The sequence below is a fragment of the Phytobacter massiliensis JC163 genome (genome assembly GCF_000321045.1).
In the GTDB taxonomy this organism is placed as follows: domain Bacteria; phylum Pseudomonadota; class Gammaproteobacteria; order Enterobacterales; family Enterobacteriaceae; genus Phytobacter_A; species Phytobacter_A massiliensis.
The window spans coordinates 182,674-198,830 of record NZ_HE578946.1 but is presented as its reverse complement, the minus strand read 5'-3'; the positions used below and the strand labels follow the sequence as shown (position 1 = coordinate 198,830).

At 54.9% G+C, this 16,157-nt stretch carries 14 protein-coding genes; 9 read left to right on the top strand and 5 right to left on the bottom strand.

All coding sequences use genetic code 11. From position 1 onward, the window contains the following. Positions 1-162 precede the first annotated feature (162 nt). Complete coding sequence (gene rlmG / locus ENTHG_RS11400; protein ID WP_044179780.1) at positions 163-1,293, bottom strand: 23S rRNA (guanine(1835)-N(2))-methyltransferase RlmG; 1,131 nt, start codon at positions 1,291-1,293, stop codon at positions 163-165. A 68-nt stretch (positions 1,294-1,361) separates the two neighbouring features. On the opposite strand from rlmG, the gene ENTHG_RS11395 reads away from it, so the two are divergent. Further along, a complete protein-coding gene (locus ENTHG_RS11395; RefSeq protein ID WP_044179778.1) occupies positions 1,362-1,859 on the top strand; it encodes a M48 metallopeptidase family protein in 498 nt (165 codons plus the stop codon). Positions 1,860-2,080: 221 nt separating this feature from the next. On the opposite strand, the gene ENTHG_RS11390 is transcribed toward ENTHG_RS11395, so the two are convergent. After that, complete coding sequence (locus ENTHG_RS11390; RefSeq protein ID WP_044179776.1) at positions 2,081-3,262, bottom strand: aminotransferase-like domain-containing protein; 1,182 nt, start codon at positions 3,260-3,262, stop codon at positions 2,081-2,083. A gap of 217 nt (positions 3,263-3,479) precedes the next feature. Here ENTHG_RS11390 and ENTHG_RS11385 point away from each other — a divergent pair, with 217 nt between their 5' ends. The 5 genes from ENTHG_RS11385 to sstT all read left to right on the top strand — a co-directional run bounded on the left by ENTHG_RS11385 (position 3,480) and on the right by sstT (position 8,872). Next, on the top strand, positions 3,480-3,959 hold the full coding sequence (locus ENTHG_RS11385) for an Lrp/AsnC family transcriptional regulator (protein ID WP_044180675.1): 480 nt from the start codon (positions 3,480-3,482) through the stop codon (positions 3,957-3,959). A 249-nt stretch (positions 3,960-4,208) separates the two neighbouring features. Further along, positions 4,209-4,823, top strand: a complete 615-nt coding sequence (locus ENTHG_RS11380) for a YitT family protein (protein WP_044179774.1) — start codon at positions 4,209-4,211, stop codon at positions 4,821-4,823. 185 nt (positions 4,824-5,008) lie between these two features. After that, positions 5,009-6,007: a Gfo/Idh/MocA family protein gene (locus ENTHG_RS11375; RefSeq protein ID WP_044179772.1), complete on the top strand. Its 999-nt coding sequence runs from the start codon at positions 5,009-5,011 to the stop codon at positions 6,005-6,007. 287 nt (positions 6,008-6,294) lie between these two features. Beyond that, positions 6,295-7,263 carry a TerC family protein gene (locus ENTHG_RS11370; protein ID WP_044179769.1) on the top strand — a complete coding sequence of 323 codons (969 nt, stop codon included), beginning with the start codon at positions 6,295-6,297 and terminating at the stop codon, positions 7,261-7,263. A gap of 364 nt (positions 7,264-7,627) precedes the next feature. Beyond that, positions 7,628-8,872 (top strand): serine/threonine transporter SstT, encoded by a 1,245-nt coding sequence (gene sstT / locus ENTHG_RS11365; RefSeq protein WP_044179768.1) that lies wholly within the window; start codon positions 7,628-7,630, stop codon positions 8,870-8,872. Positions 8,873-8,886: 14 nt separating this feature from the next. Here sstT and ENTHG_RS11360 read toward each other — a convergent pair whose 3' ends face one another. From ENTHG_RS11360 to uxaC, 3 genes are all read right to left on the bottom strand, one after another. Further along, the gene (locus ENTHG_RS11360) at positions 8,887-9,441 is read right to left on the bottom strand and encodes a YgjV family protein (protein WP_044179766.1); all 555 of its coding nucleotides are present in this window, start codon (positions 9,439-9,441) and stop codon (positions 8,887-8,889) included. Positions 9,442-9,567: 126 nt separating this feature from the next. Further along, positions 9,568-11,055: a UxaA family hydrolase gene (locus tag ENTHG_RS11355; protein ID WP_044179764.1), complete on the bottom strand. Its 1,488-nt coding sequence runs from the start codon at positions 11,053-11,055 to the stop codon at positions 9,568-9,570. 17 nt (positions 11,056-11,072) lie between these two features. After that, positions 11,073-12,485, bottom strand: a complete 1,413-nt coding sequence (gene uxaC, locus ENTHG_RS11350; RefSeq protein ID WP_044179762.1) for a glucuronate isomerase — start codon at positions 12,483-12,485, stop codon at positions 11,073-11,075. Between the two features lie 456 nt (positions 12,486-12,941). On the opposite strand from uxaC, the gene ENTHG_RS11345 reads away from it, so the two are divergent. From ENTHG_RS11345 to yqjA, 3 genes are all read left to right on the top strand, one after another. Next, positions 12,942-14,243 (top strand): MFS transporter, encoded by a 1,302-nt coding sequence (locus ENTHG_RS11345; RefSeq protein WP_044179760.1) that lies wholly within the window; start codon positions 12,942-12,944, stop codon positions 14,241-14,243. Between the two features lie 136 nt (positions 14,244-14,379). After that, the gene (gene exuR / locus ENTHG_RS11340) at positions 14,380-15,156 is read left to right on the top strand and encodes a transcriptional regulator ExuR (protein WP_044179757.1); all 777 of its coding nucleotides are present in this window, start codon (positions 14,380-14,382) and stop codon (positions 15,154-15,156) included. A 337-nt stretch (positions 15,157-15,493) separates the two neighbouring features. Further along, positions 15,494-16,156, top strand: a complete 663-nt coding sequence (yqjA, locus tag ENTHG_RS11335; RefSeq protein ID WP_044179755.1) for a DedA family general envelope maintenance protein YqjA — start codon at positions 15,494-15,496, stop codon at positions 16,154-16,156. Position 16,157 lies beyond the last annotated feature (1 nt).

Genomic DNA, 16,157 nt, shown 5'->3' with positions numbered 1-16,157 from the left:
CTGCGATGTGGCGCTGGAGCTGGACGCCCGCCGGGCAATAGCTCAGGGGACAACGCTGGCGCTGGCGATTTGATGGGGTGAGGGTCCCGGATGCGCTACGCTTATCCGGGCTACCCGAACCGTAGCCCGGATAAGGCGTTTCGCCGCATGCGGGCAACACACTTACCGCTGTCTGCGCGTTTTCACCGCTTTTAACACCGCAAACTTACCGTTTGATGCCACATTGCTGCAGTTGCCGAAGATCTTCTTCAGCTTGCGGAAATAGTCCAGGTGACGGTTGCCGACCACAATCAGCTCGCCGCCGTATTTCAGGCTGCGGCGGGCATCATGGAACATCTGCCAGGCAATATGGTCAGTAATGGCGCTCTGCTGATGAAACGGCGGATTGCACAGCACGGCGTCAAAACGGTCCGGCTCCATGCCCGCCAGCCCGTTATTGACCATAAACTCGCTGCGCGCCAGCGCGTCGGGCATATTGCGCTCCACGTTTAACCGGCTGGAGGCTACTGCCATATGGGACTCGTCGGTGAAAAAGACGCGCGCCTGCGGATTCTGCGCCAGCAGCTTAAGACCGATCACGCCGTTACCGCAGCCGAGGTCGGCCATCTCCCCTTCCACATCCTTCGGCAAGTGCTGCAAAAAGAGACGCGCGCCAATGTCCAGCCCGCTGCGGGAGAAGACATTCGCGTGGTTATGAATAGTCCAGTCGGTGCCGTCCAGCTTCCAGTTAAAGGTCTCTGGCGCATCGGATACCGCAGGGGCGGTAAACGTACAGTGGATCAGGCGCGCCTTTTTCCAGGCCAGAGTCGTGGTGGTCGGCCCGAGGATTTTTTCAAACAGCGCCATAGTGGAGTTGTGAATATCCCGCGCTTTCGCCCCGGCGATAATTTGCGTGTCCGGGGTGACCACGCGGCGCAGCGCGTGCAGCTGTTGCTCCAGCAGGGCAAGCTGTTTGGGGATCTTAATCAGCACGCGCGCCGGCGCGGCGGGCAGCTCGCTGAGGCTGTCCAGGAAGGTTACCGCGTCTTCATCCATGCCGTTCAGACGCAGGTTGTGCCGGGTGGCCTGCTCGGAGATAAAAGAGTCATTAATGCTGACCGGGCGCGCTTCCGCCAGCGCGCAGGCCAGCGCGCCGAAGCTATCGTTAAAAATGAGCGTCGTGCCCACGGCATCGTTTATTTGCTGCAGCAGATACTCATCCGCCGCGTCCCATGCCTGTAATGACGCTTCCTCAGCATTAGGGGGAAAACGCTCTAACGCAAATGACTGTCCGCTTAACTCAACCTGGCCCATCGACCCTCCGGGATGCTAGAATTCGCGCGTTTTATCGCTTAATTATCCGGAGAAGTAAACCCCATTTCATGACAACGCTCACTTATTTACAGGGCTATCCTGAATCTCTGCTGGAGCAGGTAGAAACGCTGATTGCGCAAAATCGGCTGGGCGAGGTCATTTCGAAACGCTACCCGGACACCCACGGCATCACCACCGACAAGGCGCTGTATCAGTACACGCAGGATTTTAAAAACCAGTATTTACGCAATGCGCCGCCCATTAATAAAGTGGCTTACGACAACAAAATCCACGTGCTGAAAAACGCGCTCGGTCTGCATACCGCCGTTTCCCGCGTGCAGGGCGGCAAGCTGAAAGCGAAAGCGGAAATTCGCGTTGCCACCGTGTTCCGCCAGGCGCCGGAAGCCTTTTTGCGCATGATTGTGGTGCATGAACTGGCGCATCTGAAAGAGAAAGACCACAACAAAGCCTTTTACCAGCTCTGCTGCCATATGGAGCCGCACTACCATCAGTTGGAGTTTGATATGCGCCTGTGGCTTATCTGTAAAGACGAAGGCTGGTTATAGTTTTTGAATCATACGATGCATTTTTTGCATTAGACGCGCCGAATAATTAATACCAGGATGCACTCATGCTTTTACAGCTTGATGTAAAGGTATTCTCGAAGCATTTGATGGTTGGTTTTATTGCTGCCGCGACTCGGGCAAATGCGATTTGTTGATGGCGGGAATAAAAACCCATTACTCACCATGTATCCCGGCCGGGATACATGGCTTTTTTTAGCGGGCTACAGCGAGGCCTTCAGGCGAGCTACCGCCTCTTTAAGGTTTTCATCGCTCGCCGTAACGTAAGACATGCGCAAGGTAGAGCGGTCCGGATTATTCGCATAGAAGAACTCGCCGGGAACATAGACGACGCCGTTGGCGAGGGTCGCTTTCAGCCATTCGGTGGTGTTCCTGCCATCTTTAAAGGTTGCCCATAAGAACATCCCCCCCATCGGACGGTGGAACGTCAAATGCTCGCCCATCTGCGTTTCAAGCTGTTCGCAGAGGGTGTCGCACTTTTGCTTATAGGATTCGCGGATCAGCTTTATTTGCCCAGCCAGACGCCCGGTTGCCAGATATTGATGCGTCAGCGCCTGTGAGAGCGAGCTGGTGTGTAAATCCGTCGCCTGCTTTAACGTGACCAGCTGTCTTTTAATCCATTCCGGGGCAATCACCCAGCCTACGCGCGCACCTGGGGTCAGAATCTTTGAGAAGGTCGAGGTGTAAATAACATTCTCGCTGTTATCCATCTCTTTTGCCCACGCGGTTAACGGCTTGAATTGTTTATCACCGAAATTAATTTCGCTGTAGGGATCGTCTTCAATAATCACGAAGTTATAGCGCTTCGATAATTCAACAAGCTGTTTACGGCGTGACTCGGAAAGCGTTACCCCGCCAGGGTTGCCAAACGTGGGAACGATATAGACCGCTTTGACGGTTTTGCTTTTAACCAGCGCTTCGAGTTCGTCAACGTTCATTCCCTCGCCATCGGTGCCGACAGATTCCAGCTTCGCTTCGGCAAGTTGCAGAACCTGTAATGCGGCGAGGTAGGTTGGCCTTTCAACGACCACCGTATCACCGGGGTTAATCAGCACGCGCGCAACCATATCCAGAGACTGTTGCGAACCGGAAGTAATCACCACCTCATCAGGATTGCAGCTAATCATACGCTGTGCTGAAAGCTGACAAATCGCCTCACGCAGTTCCGGGCTCCCTTCGCTCAGGCCATACTGGAACGCCTCTTTCCACGCAACGGACAGCACCTTGTCCATTGCGATTTGCAGACCTTCGCGATCGAATAAATCCGGATTAGGTATTCCGCCACCTAATGAAATCACCCCTTCCATTTTGCTGTGCTTTAATAATTCCCTGATTGCAGAGGATTGTACGTTTTTAACTTTCTCGGAAATGCGCTCGTCTGACATGACTTGACCCTTTGTTTCTGCCGTTCACTTTTATTATTAGATAGTTTCTGTAGTAATCATTTCCGTTATACAACAATAAAAAGTGGGCGTAAACGAAACCGCGGATGATTAAACATGCCGGGTTTGGCACACTGAGGATATGAAGGTCGAGAACCCCTACCCGCCGCCCCAAAAGCTGTTAGTCTGTTTGCCACACTCTGTCATCGTTGCGGGCACCATGGTTAATATTGATGATTTCGACCTGAAAATACTCACGCTGCTACAGGCCAACGGCCGCCTGACCAACCAGGAGCTGAGCGAGCTGATTGGTTTGTCTGCTTCCCAGTGCTCCCGTCGCCGGATAGCGCTGGAGCAGGCGCAGCTGATTCTTGGCTATCATGCGCGGCTCGCGCCGGATGCGGTGGGCAGAGAGGTGCTGGGGTTAATCGAGGTGCGCCTGCTGAACCACACGCCGGCGTGCGTTGCCAGCTTCCACCGGATGCTCAGTGAAGTAGAGGCTATTCAGGATGCCTGGAAAACCACGGGGGATGCCGATTACCTGCTGAAAGTCGCGGTAGCGGATTTGGCGGGCTTAAGCCACCTTATCAGCCACATTCTGGCGCAAAACAGCGGGGTAGCGCACCTGAAAACCTCGGTGGTACTCAACAGAATAAAAGAGAACGGCAGGCTGATGCCTGGCGCAGAGTCATTGCCCTGAATTGGGGCGTAACGCCCCATTACGGTGCACTAATCGGCCGAACCATGCATTTTCCCCCATCAATCTGCACGCCTCACCCGCCAATCTTCCCTTTCATGCACGAAACACGCATTTTCCACACGCTGTAATATCAAGCGCTTGCGTTATGGCAGGTCCTTTATTGCAGGCAGGTATGAATAAAACAGGCAAGGTGGTGCGATTTTTGCAAAGTATCGCTTATGTTTTCTAACGATATCATCACGCTGACTTATGGATAATGTTCTTACCCCCAACAAACTGGCGCATACCTGGCTGGAAGATGCGCTGGCAATTCTTTTTGGTACGCTGATGATCTCCTTCGGCGTGATCCTTTTTCGCCAGGCGGGCGCGCTTACCGGCGGTACGGCGGGCATGGCCTTTTTGATCCATTACGCCACCCACCTCCCCTTTGGCGTGGCGTTCTTCACCATCAACCTGCCCTTTTACTGGCTCTCCGTGCGGCGCATGGGCATGCCGTTCACCCTGAAAACCTTCTGCGCGGTGGCGCTGGTCTCGGTGTTTTCTGACCTCCATGGCCGTTTTGTACATTTCGACCAGCTCAATCCTTATTACGCCACGCTGTTTGGCAATATTGTGGTGGGCATTGGCTTCGTGGTGCTGTTTCGCCATAAGGCGAGCCTCGGCGGGGTGAATATTCTGGCGCTCTATCTGCAGGATAAGAGCGGTATTCGCGCCGGTAAATTCCAGATGGTAGTAGATGCCTGTATCGTGACGGCATCGCTGTTCGTGGTGAGCCTGCCGATGCTGGCGGTCTCTATCGCCGGTGCGGTGATCCTCAATTCGATTATTGCGATGAACCACCGTCCGGGACGGTACGCCGTCTGATCCCCTTGCCTGCCAGCGGCAGGCGAAGAAGTACTTTACGTACCCGATCGCATTGCCGCGCTGCACGTTCGCCGCCGAAACGGCTGATTTGGGCGGCGGCTTCCACATTACGCCATCGATGCTTTTTTCACGTCGGCGCATCGTGTTACATTGCCGGGCAGTGCTCAGCTAAAGGAAGCCGCTTAATGATACGTTTCGCTGTCATTGGTACGAACTGGATCACCCGTCAGTTTGTCGATGCCGCCCATGAAACGGGCAAATATAAACTTACCGCCGTTTACTCCCGCAGCCTGGAACAGGCGCAGGCGTTCTCAAAAGATTACCCTGTCGAGCATCTCTTTACCTCGCTGGACGCGATGGCCGGGAGCGATGAAATTGACGCGGTTTATATTGCCAGCCCGAACTCACTCCATTTTCCGCAGACCCGGCTCTTTCTCAGCCATAAAAAACATGTGATCTGTGAAAAGCCGCTGGCCTCTAACCTGCGCGAAGTTGAAGAGGCTATCGCCTGCGCCAGGGAGCACCAGGTGGTGCTTTTCGAGGCGTTTAAGACGGCCAGCCTGCCTAATTTTATCCTGCTGAAACAGTCCCTGACCAAAGTCGGCAAGCTGCGCAAAGTGTTTCTCAACTATTGCCAGTACTCGTCGCGCTACCAGCGTTACCTGGACGGCGAAAACCCCAACACCTTTAATCCCGCCTTCTCTAACGGCTCCATTATGGATATCGGCTTCTATTGCCTGGCATCCGCGGTGGCGTTATGGGGCGAGCCTAAGGGAGTACAGGCCAGCGCCAGCCTGCTGGAAAGCGGCGTGGATGCCCACGGTCTGGTGGTGCTGGATTACGGCGATTTCAGCGTTACCCTGCAGCACTCTAAAGTGAGCGATTCGGTACTGCCGAGTGAAATCCAGGGGGAAGAGGGTTCGCTGGTAATTGAAAAAATCTCCGAATGCCAGAAGCTCTCCTTCGTGCCACGCGGCGGAAAAGCGCAGGATCTGACCCAGCCCCAGCACATTAACACTATGCTCTATGAAGCAGAGACGTTCGCAAGCCTGCTGGAGCAAAACGAAGTCAATCATGCCGGGCTGGCGGTTAGCCGCACAACCGCCAAGCTGGCAACGGAGATCCGCCGTCAGACCGGGGTCGTTTTCCCCGCTGACGAAGCGGGGGTAGAGTTGCCGGCGTAAAGCTATGTAAAAGGTATGTTACATCGCATTGACGGGATGAATATCCTGTCATATTTTGTTACCAGCAAAGGGGAGTAACTTCATTGCCGGTGGATCGTCATTACGATGCTCCCGCCCGTTGATTTCAGACTACGGTCTGAAGGGCGTGGAACAGCATCCGGTTACCGGGCGTCATAACCTGACGTAAGTGAGACCTTGCCGAAAGGCGAGGACCCATTGCATCTAAAGCAAGCGGCTGGCGTCTTTCGACGTTGGCCGTTTTTGTTTTTGCTGTAAGGAATCTCACTATGAATACTGTTGGTACTCCACTGCTGTGGGGCGGCTTCGCTGTTATTGTCGTCATCATGCTGGCTATCGACCTTCTGCTTCAGGGGCGTCGCGGCGCGCACTCGATGACCATGAAGCAGGCGGCCGTCTGGTCACTGGTCTGGGTGACCCTTTCCCTGCTGTTTAATGCCGCCTTCTGGTGGTATCTGGCGCAAAACGAAGGCCGCGCGGTAGCGGACCCTCAGGCGCTGGCGTTCCTTACCGGCTACCTTATTGAAAAAGCGCTGGCGGTGGATAACGTCTTTGTCTGGCTGATGCTGTTTAGCTACTTCTCCGTACCGCCCGCGCTGCAACGCCGCGTGCTGGTCTATGGCGTGCTGGGGGCCATTGTCCTGCGTACCATCATGATTTTCGCCGGTAGCTGGCTGATTTCGCAGTTTGAATGGCTGCTGTATGTATTTGGCGCGTTCCTGCTGTTCACCGGTATCAAGATGGCGCTGGCGAAAGAAGACGAAGGTGGAATTGGCGATAAACCGCTGGTGCGCTGGCTGCGTAGCCATCTGCGCATGACGGATAAAATCGAAAACGAGCACTTTTTTGTGCGCAAGAACGGGCTGCTGTTCGCCACGCCGCTGCTGCTGGTGCTGATTCTGGTTGAGCTGAGCGATGTGATCTTCGCGGTGGACAGCATTCCGGCCATCTTTGCCGTCACTACCGACCCGTTTATTGTGCTGACGTCTAACCTGTTCGCTATCCTGGGCCTGCGCGCAATGTACTTCCTGCTGGCGGGCGTCGCGGAGCGTTTCACAATGCTGAAATACGGGCTGTCGGTGATTCTGGTATTCATTGGCATCAAGATGCTGATTGTCGATTTCTACCATATCCCGATTGCCATCTCCCTCGGCGTAGTGGGCGGTATTCTGGTCACCACCTTGCTTATCAACGCGTGGGTTAACCACCGCAACGATAAACGCAGGCTGGCTGAATAAACAGGCGGATGTCCCGGGTGCGCTGACGCTTGCCCGGGCGAATCTTTAGGTAGCCCGGATAAGGCAACGCCGCATCCGGGAATTCCCGGGTGCGCTGACGCTTACCCGGGCTACGAATCTTTGCGGTAGCCCGGATAAGGCAACGCCGCATCCGGGGAAAACCGGCGCAACTGCGTGAATCCCACCACTCCATTGTAAAAATAAAGTTATAAAACATGACGCACTACGTAAAATCCAGCATTTTACTCTTCCCCATCGTCATACTTTCCTTATACTCCCTCTTGCAAACATCTATTTACATCCGGACATAAAGGCGACATATAACGCCTGCCGGATGGACACAATTTCACGTAAGGATTCAGGAATGACGACGCATCGTTCGGCTGGCTTGTGGCAACGTATCGCTCAGGGCAGCCTTGTTAAACAAATACTTATCGGGCTGGTATTGGGCATTTTGCTGGCCTGGATATCAAAACCCGCGGCGATTGCAGTTGGCCTGCTGGGTACCCTTTTTGTCGGTGCGCTGAAAGCGGTAGCCCCTGTACTGGTGCTAATGCTGGTGATGGCCTCTATTGCGAACCACCAGCACGGGCAGAAAACCACCATTCGCCCGATTCTGGTGCTCTATCTGATCGGCACGTTCTCCGCTGCGCTGGTCGCTGTTGTTTTTAGCTTCCTGTTCCCTTCCTCGCTCCATCTTGCCAGCGCCGCAGGAGATATCACTCCGCCGTCCGGCATTGTCGAAGTACTGCGTGGGCTGCTGTTGAACATGGTTTCCAACCCCATAGACGCGCTGCTGAACGCCAACTACATCGGCATTCTGGTATGGGCCGTCGGGCTGGGCTTTGCGCTGCGCCACGGCAATGACACCACCAAAAATCTGGTCAACGACCTTGCGGCTGCCGTGACCTTTATTGTGAAAGCGGTTATCCGCTTTGCGCCGGTAGGTATCTTTGGCCTGGTTGCCTCTACGCTTGCCACCACCGGTTTCGACACCCTGTGGGGCTATGCGCAACTGCTGGTGGTGCTGGTAGGCTGCATGCTGCTGGTCGCGCTGGTTGTTAACCCGCTGCTGGTATTCTGGCAAATCCGCCGTAATCCTTATCCGCTGGTGCTGACCTGCCTGCGCGAAAGCGGCGTGTATGCCTTTTTCACCCGCAGTTCGGCGGCGAACATTCCGGTCAATATGGCCCTGTGCGAGAAGCTTAAGCTGGACCGCGACACCTATTCAGTATCCATCCCGCTGGGAGCGACCATCAATATGGCGGGCGCGGCTATTACCATCACCGTGCTGACGCTGGCGGCGGTACACACCCTGAACGTTGGGGTCGACCTGCCGACTGCGCTGCTGCTGAGCGTGGTCGCCTCGCTTTGCGCCTGCGGCGCATCCGGTGTGGCGGGCGGCTCGCTGCTGCTGATCCCGCTGGCCTGCAATATGTTCGGCATCCCGAATGAAATCGCCATGCAGGTTGTCGCCGTTGGTTTCATCATCGGCGTTCTGCAGGACTCCTGCGAAACGGCGCTTAACTCCTCCACCGACGCGCTGTTCACCGCCGCGGCCTGCATGGCCGAAGAAGAGCGACTGGCGAAAAACGCCCTGCGTAATTAATCCGCCCTCCTCCGTCAACGGGCGGAGGGGGTCTCTTTTTGCATCGCGGTTTCGACTTTAAACGGGTCGATACCGCGTTTTTGCATCCGCCGGAAGCGAATAATATTCAGGCCGTTCATGACCAGAAAACTGCCTTCAATTAGCGTGCCGCCGATCGATCCCAGCCAGAAGTTATGTATCACCCAGCATGCCGTCGCACACCACATCACGCAGCGTACCGTTAAGCCCTTACAGCGAAACAGCGCCCAGGTGCTGGCCAGCGTACCGGCAATCGGCAGCAGCTCCATGCCATGCTGCAGTTTCGCCAGCCCAAGCACCAGCGTCAGCACGATAAAAACAATCATTACCCAGAGGTTACGGGTGCGCATCGAGACAAGCGTGCGCAGCGTATTAAGCTCAGCGCTCATCCCCGCAGGCCATGCCCCCATCAGAAAAAAGTGCACGCCAATGGTGGCGCTGTAGATAGCAAGCTGCAGCCTGAAGCGGCGTTCATCGCGGTTAAAAAAGGTGGTTATACCGATAAGAAAGGCGATAACGCCGACGCCCTGGGCAAGCCAATACGCGGACATGAAAGATCCTTGTGAGGAGAAAAAACAAACGGCGCTTCATATTATGAAACGCCGTTTCTGAAACGCCACTACTTTCTTCGTTTTACTACCCTCTACCGCGCCTGCTGTGCGACAAAGGCAATCTTATTACAGGGTGACGCCGCTTTTGAAAATCGCCAGTTCCCGGAACTCGTTACGCTCGTTGCAGGTCTGCTTGCCGTTAGCGAATTCAACAATCACATCAACAAACTCGCTTAGCAGTTGCGGCATGGTTTTGCCGTGAATAAGCTGGCCGGCGTCGAAGTCGATCCAGTGCTTTTTCTTCGCCGCCAGTTCACTGTTGGTGGCAATTTTCACCGTCGGCACAAACCCGCCGTAAGGCGTACCGCGACCAGTGCTGAACAGCACCATGTGGCAGCCCGCGCCGGCCAGCGCGCTGGTGGCGACGGCGTCGTTGCCCGGCGCGCTCAGCAGGTTAAGGCCGTGGCGCTGAAGACGTTCACCGTAGCGCAGAACATCAACCACCTGGCTGGCGCCCGCTTTTTGCGTGCAGCCCAGCGACTTCTCTTCCAGGGTGGTGATACCGCCTGCCTTATTGCCCGGCGATGGGTTTTCATAAATCGGCTGATTGTGCGCAATAAAGTACTGTTTGAAGTCGTTCACCATGGTGACGGTCTTTTCAAACGTCTCTTCGTCACGACAGTGGCTCATCAGGATCCGCTCTGCGCCGAACATTTCCGGCACTTCGGTCAGCACGGTGGTGCCACCGTTGCTGATAACAAAGTCAGAGAAGCGGCCCAGCATCGGGTTTGCGGTGATGCCGGACAGGCCATCTGAGCCGCCGCACTCCAGGCCGAATTTCAGCTCGCTCAGTTTACCCGGCTCGCGTTTGTCATGGCGCATCGCTTCGTACAGTTCGTACAGCTGCTCCACGCCCGCTTCCACTTCGTCGTCCTGGTGTTGGCAGACCATAAAGTGGACGCGTGCGGGATCGTACTCGCCTAGCGTTTCACGGAAGGCGTCGACCTGGTTATTTTCGCAGCCGAGACCAATCACCAGCACCGCGCCCGCGTTCGGGTGGCGCACCATGTTTTGCAGCATGGTGCGGGTGTTGATGTGATCGTCGCCAAGCTGTGAGCAGCCATAGGTATGGCTGAACAGATGCACACCATCAATATCTTCGGCGTTATGGGTCTCTTTCAGAAAGCGGGTCTGGATCTGGCGGGCAATGCCGTTGACGCAGCCCACCGTCGGCAGGATCCACAGCTCATTGCGGATGCCCACCTCGCCGTTCGCCCGGCGATAGATCTCAACATCGCGATCTCCCGCCGGCGCGCTTTCATCAATAAGATCGGGTTGATAGCTATACTCATCCAGATCGCTCAGATTGGTGCGCGCATTGTGGGAATGGATATGTTCGCCTGCGGCGATATCCGTTGTTGCATGCCCAATCGGCAGGCCGTACTTGATGACATTTTCCCCTGTGGCGATGGCCTGCAGAGCAAATTTATGCCCGCGGGATACCGCCTGGGGAAGCCGTATTTCCTGACCGTCAACAACGACTTCCGTGCCTTGCGCGAGATCCGCCAGCGCTACCGCGACGTTATCCAGCGAGTGGATCTTGATGTATTGCATATCAACCTCAAACGGCCTTAGTTCAGTTCAATCGCGAAGTAGTCACGCGCATTGTTAAAGCAGATGTTTTTCACCATCTCGCCCAGCAGTTGAATATCCGCTGGCGCTTCGCCCGCTTCCACCCAGCGGCCAATCATCTGGCACAGAATGCGGCGGAAATATTCATGACGGGTATAAGAAAGGAAACTGCGGCTGTCGGTCAGCATGCCCACAAAGCGGCTCAGCAGGCCGAGCTGCGCCAGCTGGGTCATCTGACGTTCCATACCGTCTTTCTGATCGTTAAACCACCAGCCGGAGCCGAACTGCATTTTGCCCGGCATTCCTTCGCCCTGGAAGTTACCGATCATGGTGCCCAGCACTTCGTTATCGCGCGGGTTCAGGCAGTAAAGGATGGTTTTCGGCAGCAGGTTCTCTTCGTTCTGCTTGCTCAGCAGTTTCGACAGCTCTTCGGCCAGCGGACGGTCGTTAATGGAGTCAAAGCCGACGTCCGGCCCCAGCAGTTTGAACTGGCGCAGGTTGTTATTACGCAGCGCGCCAATGTGGTACTGCTGTACCCATTCGCGACGGGCATATTCCGCACCGAGGAAGACCAGCACCGCGGTTTTAAACTGCGCCACTTCATGCTCGCTCAGGGTTTCACCCGCCAGGCGACGCGCCAGAATGCTGTCCAGTTCCGCTTCGCTCGCTTCGGCAAACAGCACCACGTCCAGCGCGTGGTCAGACACTTTACAGCCGTGGGCGGCAAAGTGATCCAGACGTTTGGTCAGGGCGGTTTGCAGGTCGGCAAAACGGCGGATGTCGGTATCAGACACTTCGCCCAGCTTCGCCATATAGTCGTTGAAGGTCGCCAGTTCGATATTGAACGCTTTATCGGGACGCCAGCTCGGCAGCACTTTAATGGTGAAGTCGGTATCTTTCGCTACGGCGGCATGGTGTTCCAGCGAATCGATCGGATCGTCAGTGGTGCCGACCATTTTTACATTCATCTGCTGCATGATTCCGCGCGCAGTAAAACTATCCTGAGCCAGCAATTCATTGCCGCGATCCCAGATTTCGTCCGCTGTTGCAGGCGAAAGCAGCTTACCTGTAATACCAAATGGGCGGCGAAGCTCCAGATGCGTCCAGTGGTATAACGGGTTGCCAATGGTGTGCGGTACGGTTGCTGCCCACGCGTCAAACTTCTCACGATCGCTCGCATCGCCAGTACACAGGCGCTCCGGCACGCCGTTGGTGCGCATCGCACGCCATTTGTAGTGGTCGCCTTTCAGCCAGATGTCATACAGATTTTTAAAACGGTAGTTATCTGCAATCTGCTGCGGAGGCAGGTGGCAGTGGAAATCAAAAATCGGCTGATCTTTCGCGTAGTCGTGGTACAGGCGGCGCGCAAATTCAGTATCTAACAGGAAATCTTCGGTCATAAACGGGGTCATTATCGTCTTCCTCTCAACGAGTGCGTCTGATGCTTACCTTTTATGCTGCAAAGTTATCACACCAATTTCTAGTAGCCGAAGAGTTTTTCGTGAGTTAGATCAATAAACGATGACAAATTTTTACAAAAACCCCCGGCGGATCGCGGCCCAACCCGCGCCGCGTCTGGCCTGGTGCGGGAAAGTTAAAGACCACACAAAGAAAAACACTTTTGTGATGTCACTCACCTTTTAAAGTTGTATGACAAGTTATCTTGCTGCCGTCGAATACATAAGCCGACGGAATGCATTGCCGATAACTATTCATCGGCCTTGACGGTAAGGATACCGAATTAAGCACACCCAATAGCAAGGTTCGGGTCGTACCGGGAAAGCGCCGGTGACGTCCTCCCGTTTTCACCGCCGTTCGCAACCGGCTGGTGACCGCGCAAGCGGAATTAACATGACGATGAGGTTTACATGCGTAAAATTAAAGGCTTACGTTGGTATATGATAGCGCTGGTGACCCTGGGCACCGTGCTGGGTTACCTGACGCGTAACACCGTGGCGGCGGCCGCGCCCACCCTGATGGAAGAGCTGCATATTTCCACCCAGCAGTACTCCTATATTATTGCGGCCTATTCCGCGGCTTATACCATTATGCAGCCCGTCGCCGGCTATGTGCTGGACATTCTGGGCACCAAAATCGGCTATGCTTTCTTCGCCATCACTTGGGCTATTTTCTGCGGCGCGACTGCGCTGGCGGGTAGCTGGGGCGGTCTGGCGCTGGCGCGTGGCGCAGTAGGCGCTGCCGAAGCGGCAATGATTCCGGCGGGTCTGAAAGCCAGCTCCGAGTGGTTCCCGGCGAAAGAGCGTTCTATCGCGGTAGGCTACTTTAACGTCGGCTCTTCTATTGGTGCAATGATTGCGCCGCCGCTGGTGGTCTGGGCCATCGTGATGCACAGCTGGGAGATGGCCTTCATTATCTCCGGCGTACTGAGCTTCGCCTGGGCGATGATGTGGCTGGTGTTCTATAAAAACCCGCGCGATCAGAAAAAACTCACCGACGAAGAGCGCGACTACATTATTAGCGGTCAGGAGTCTCAGCATCAGACCAATAACGCGAAGAAAATGACGCCGTGGCAGATCGTCCGCACCCGTCAGTTCTGGGGTATCGCTCTGCCGCGTTTCCTGGCAGAACCGGCCTGGGGTACGTTCAACGCCTGGATCCCGCTGTTCATGTTTAAGGTTTACGGCTTTAACCTGAAAGAGATCGCCATGTTCGCCTGGATGCCGATGCTGTTCGCTGACCTGGGCTGTATCGTGGGGGGTTACCTGCCGCCGCTGTTCCAGCGCTGGTTTGGCGTTAACCTGATCGTGTCCCGTAAAATGGTTGTCACCATGGGCGCGCTGCTGATGATTGGCCCAGGGATGATCGGCCTGTTCACCAGCCCGTATATTGCCATTGCGCTGCTGTGCGTTGGCGGCTTCGCTCACCAGTCTCTCTCTGGCGCGCTGATTACCCTCTCCTCTGACGTATTTGGACGTAACGAAGTGGCGACCGCCAACGGTCTGACCGGGATGGCGGCATGGACCGCGAGCACCATGTTTGCTCTGGTGGTCGGTGCGCTGGCCGACACTATCGGCTTTAGCCCGCTGTTCGCAGTTCTGGCGCTGTTTGACCTGATGGGCGCACTAGTTATCTGGACGGTGCTGAAAAGCAAACCGATCAGCGAACTGGAGAAAGAAAAATCGGTAGGCGGGCCCGCCACGCAAAGTTAGTTAATGCGTTGATTATCCTGCTCTCCCCCCAGGCCGCCCGCTAAAACCGGGCGGCTTTTTCATTCCCTGTTGTGGTGAGAAGGGTGTAAAAGTGGTATAACAAATCTATTATTGCCTTACCTCACCTGGAGCATATATGGAAATCTCCGAATCACGCCGTTTGTACCAGCAGCTTGCCGCTGAGCTGAAAAGCCGCATCGAGCAAGGCGTCTATCTTGTCGGCGACAAACTTCCTGCTGAACGTTTTATTGCCGACGAAAAAAGCGTTAGCCGTACCGTGGTTCGCGAAGCCATCATCATGCTTGAAGTTGAAGGCTACGTTGAAGTCCGTAAAGGTTCGGGTATCCATGTTATCGCCAATCAGCCACGCCATACCCAGGCGCCGGATGAGAACCTTGAGTTCGCCAACTACGGTCCGTTTGAGCTGTTGCAGGCCCGTCAGCTTATTGAAAGCAACATCGCCGAGTTCGCCGCAACGCAGGTGACCAAGCAGGACATCATGAAGCTGATGGAAATCCAGGAGAAGGCGCGCAAAGAGAAGTGCTTCCGCGACTCCGAATGGGACCTGCAGTTCCACGTTCAGGTGGCGCTGGCGACACAAAATAGCGCGCTGGCGGCAATTGTTGAAAAAATGTGGACTCAGCGCGTTCACAACCCGTACTGGAAAAAACTGCATGATCACATTGATTTACGCACGGTGGACAACTGGTGCGACGATCATGACCAAATCCTTAAAGCGTTGATTCGCAAAGACCCGCATGGCGCCAAACTGGCAATGTGGCAGCATCTGGAAAATACCAAGCAGATGCTGTTTAACGAAACCAGCGATGATTTCGAGTTCAATGCCGACCGCTATCTGTTTGCTGAAAACCCGGTCGTTCACCTGGATACAGCGGCAAGCGGCGCAAAATAACAGCTTTTATCGTCAGGCGCGCATTCCCTCTGCGCCTGACGTTTTTGGGTAAGCAAAAAGTATAGAGTGTCAGCGTTTGTAAATACCCTCGCCTCCCTACCCTCCGCAAAGCAAAATCATTTTCTGATATCGCGTAATTTCTCTGACGCAAAAGAAGGGCATTTGTTACAATTAGACGTAATTTTGCCACTTCGTGAGTTAGTGCTTGCTCACCGCGTTGTTATGTCTGTCAGGCAGCAGGATGTGCCACGAGCGACCATAATGTCATGATAATTAAATTCGCCGTGCTGTTTGACCGTAACTGACGTGCCGTAAACCGATGTACCAGGAATAGTGAATGGAACTTTTAAGCCAATTGCTGCATGCCTTGTGGAGCCAGGATTTCGAAACCCTGGCCAACCCGTCCATGATCGGCATGCTCTACTTTGTATTGTTTGTCATTTTATTTCTTGAGAATGGCCTTCTTCCTGCGGCGTTCCTGCCCGGCGACAGTTTACTGATTCTGGTAGGCGTGCTGATTTCCAAGGGCGCGATGGGCTACCCGCAAACGATCCTGCTGCTCACGGCGGCGGCCAGCCTCGGCTGCTGGCTCAGCTATATACAGGGAAGGTGGCTTGGTAATACCCGCATTGTGCAGAACTGGCTCTCCCATCTGCCCGCCCACTACCATCAACGGGCGCACCACCTTTTCCACAAGCACGGCCTTTCCGCCCTGCTGATGGGCCGGTTTATCGCCTTTGTCCGTACGCTGTTGCCGACCATTGCCGGGCTCTCCGGTCTGAACAACGCGCGGTTCCAGTTCTTCAACTGGATGAGCGGGCTGCTGTGGGTACTGATTTTAACGACGCTGGGCTATTTGCTGGGCATTACGCCGGTGTTTCGCAAATATGAAGATGCGCTGATGTCGTGTCTGATGCTGCTACCCGTGGTTCTGCTGGTCATTGGGCTGGTGGGCTCACTGGTAATGCTATGGAAGAAAAAATACGGAAACCGGGGTTAAG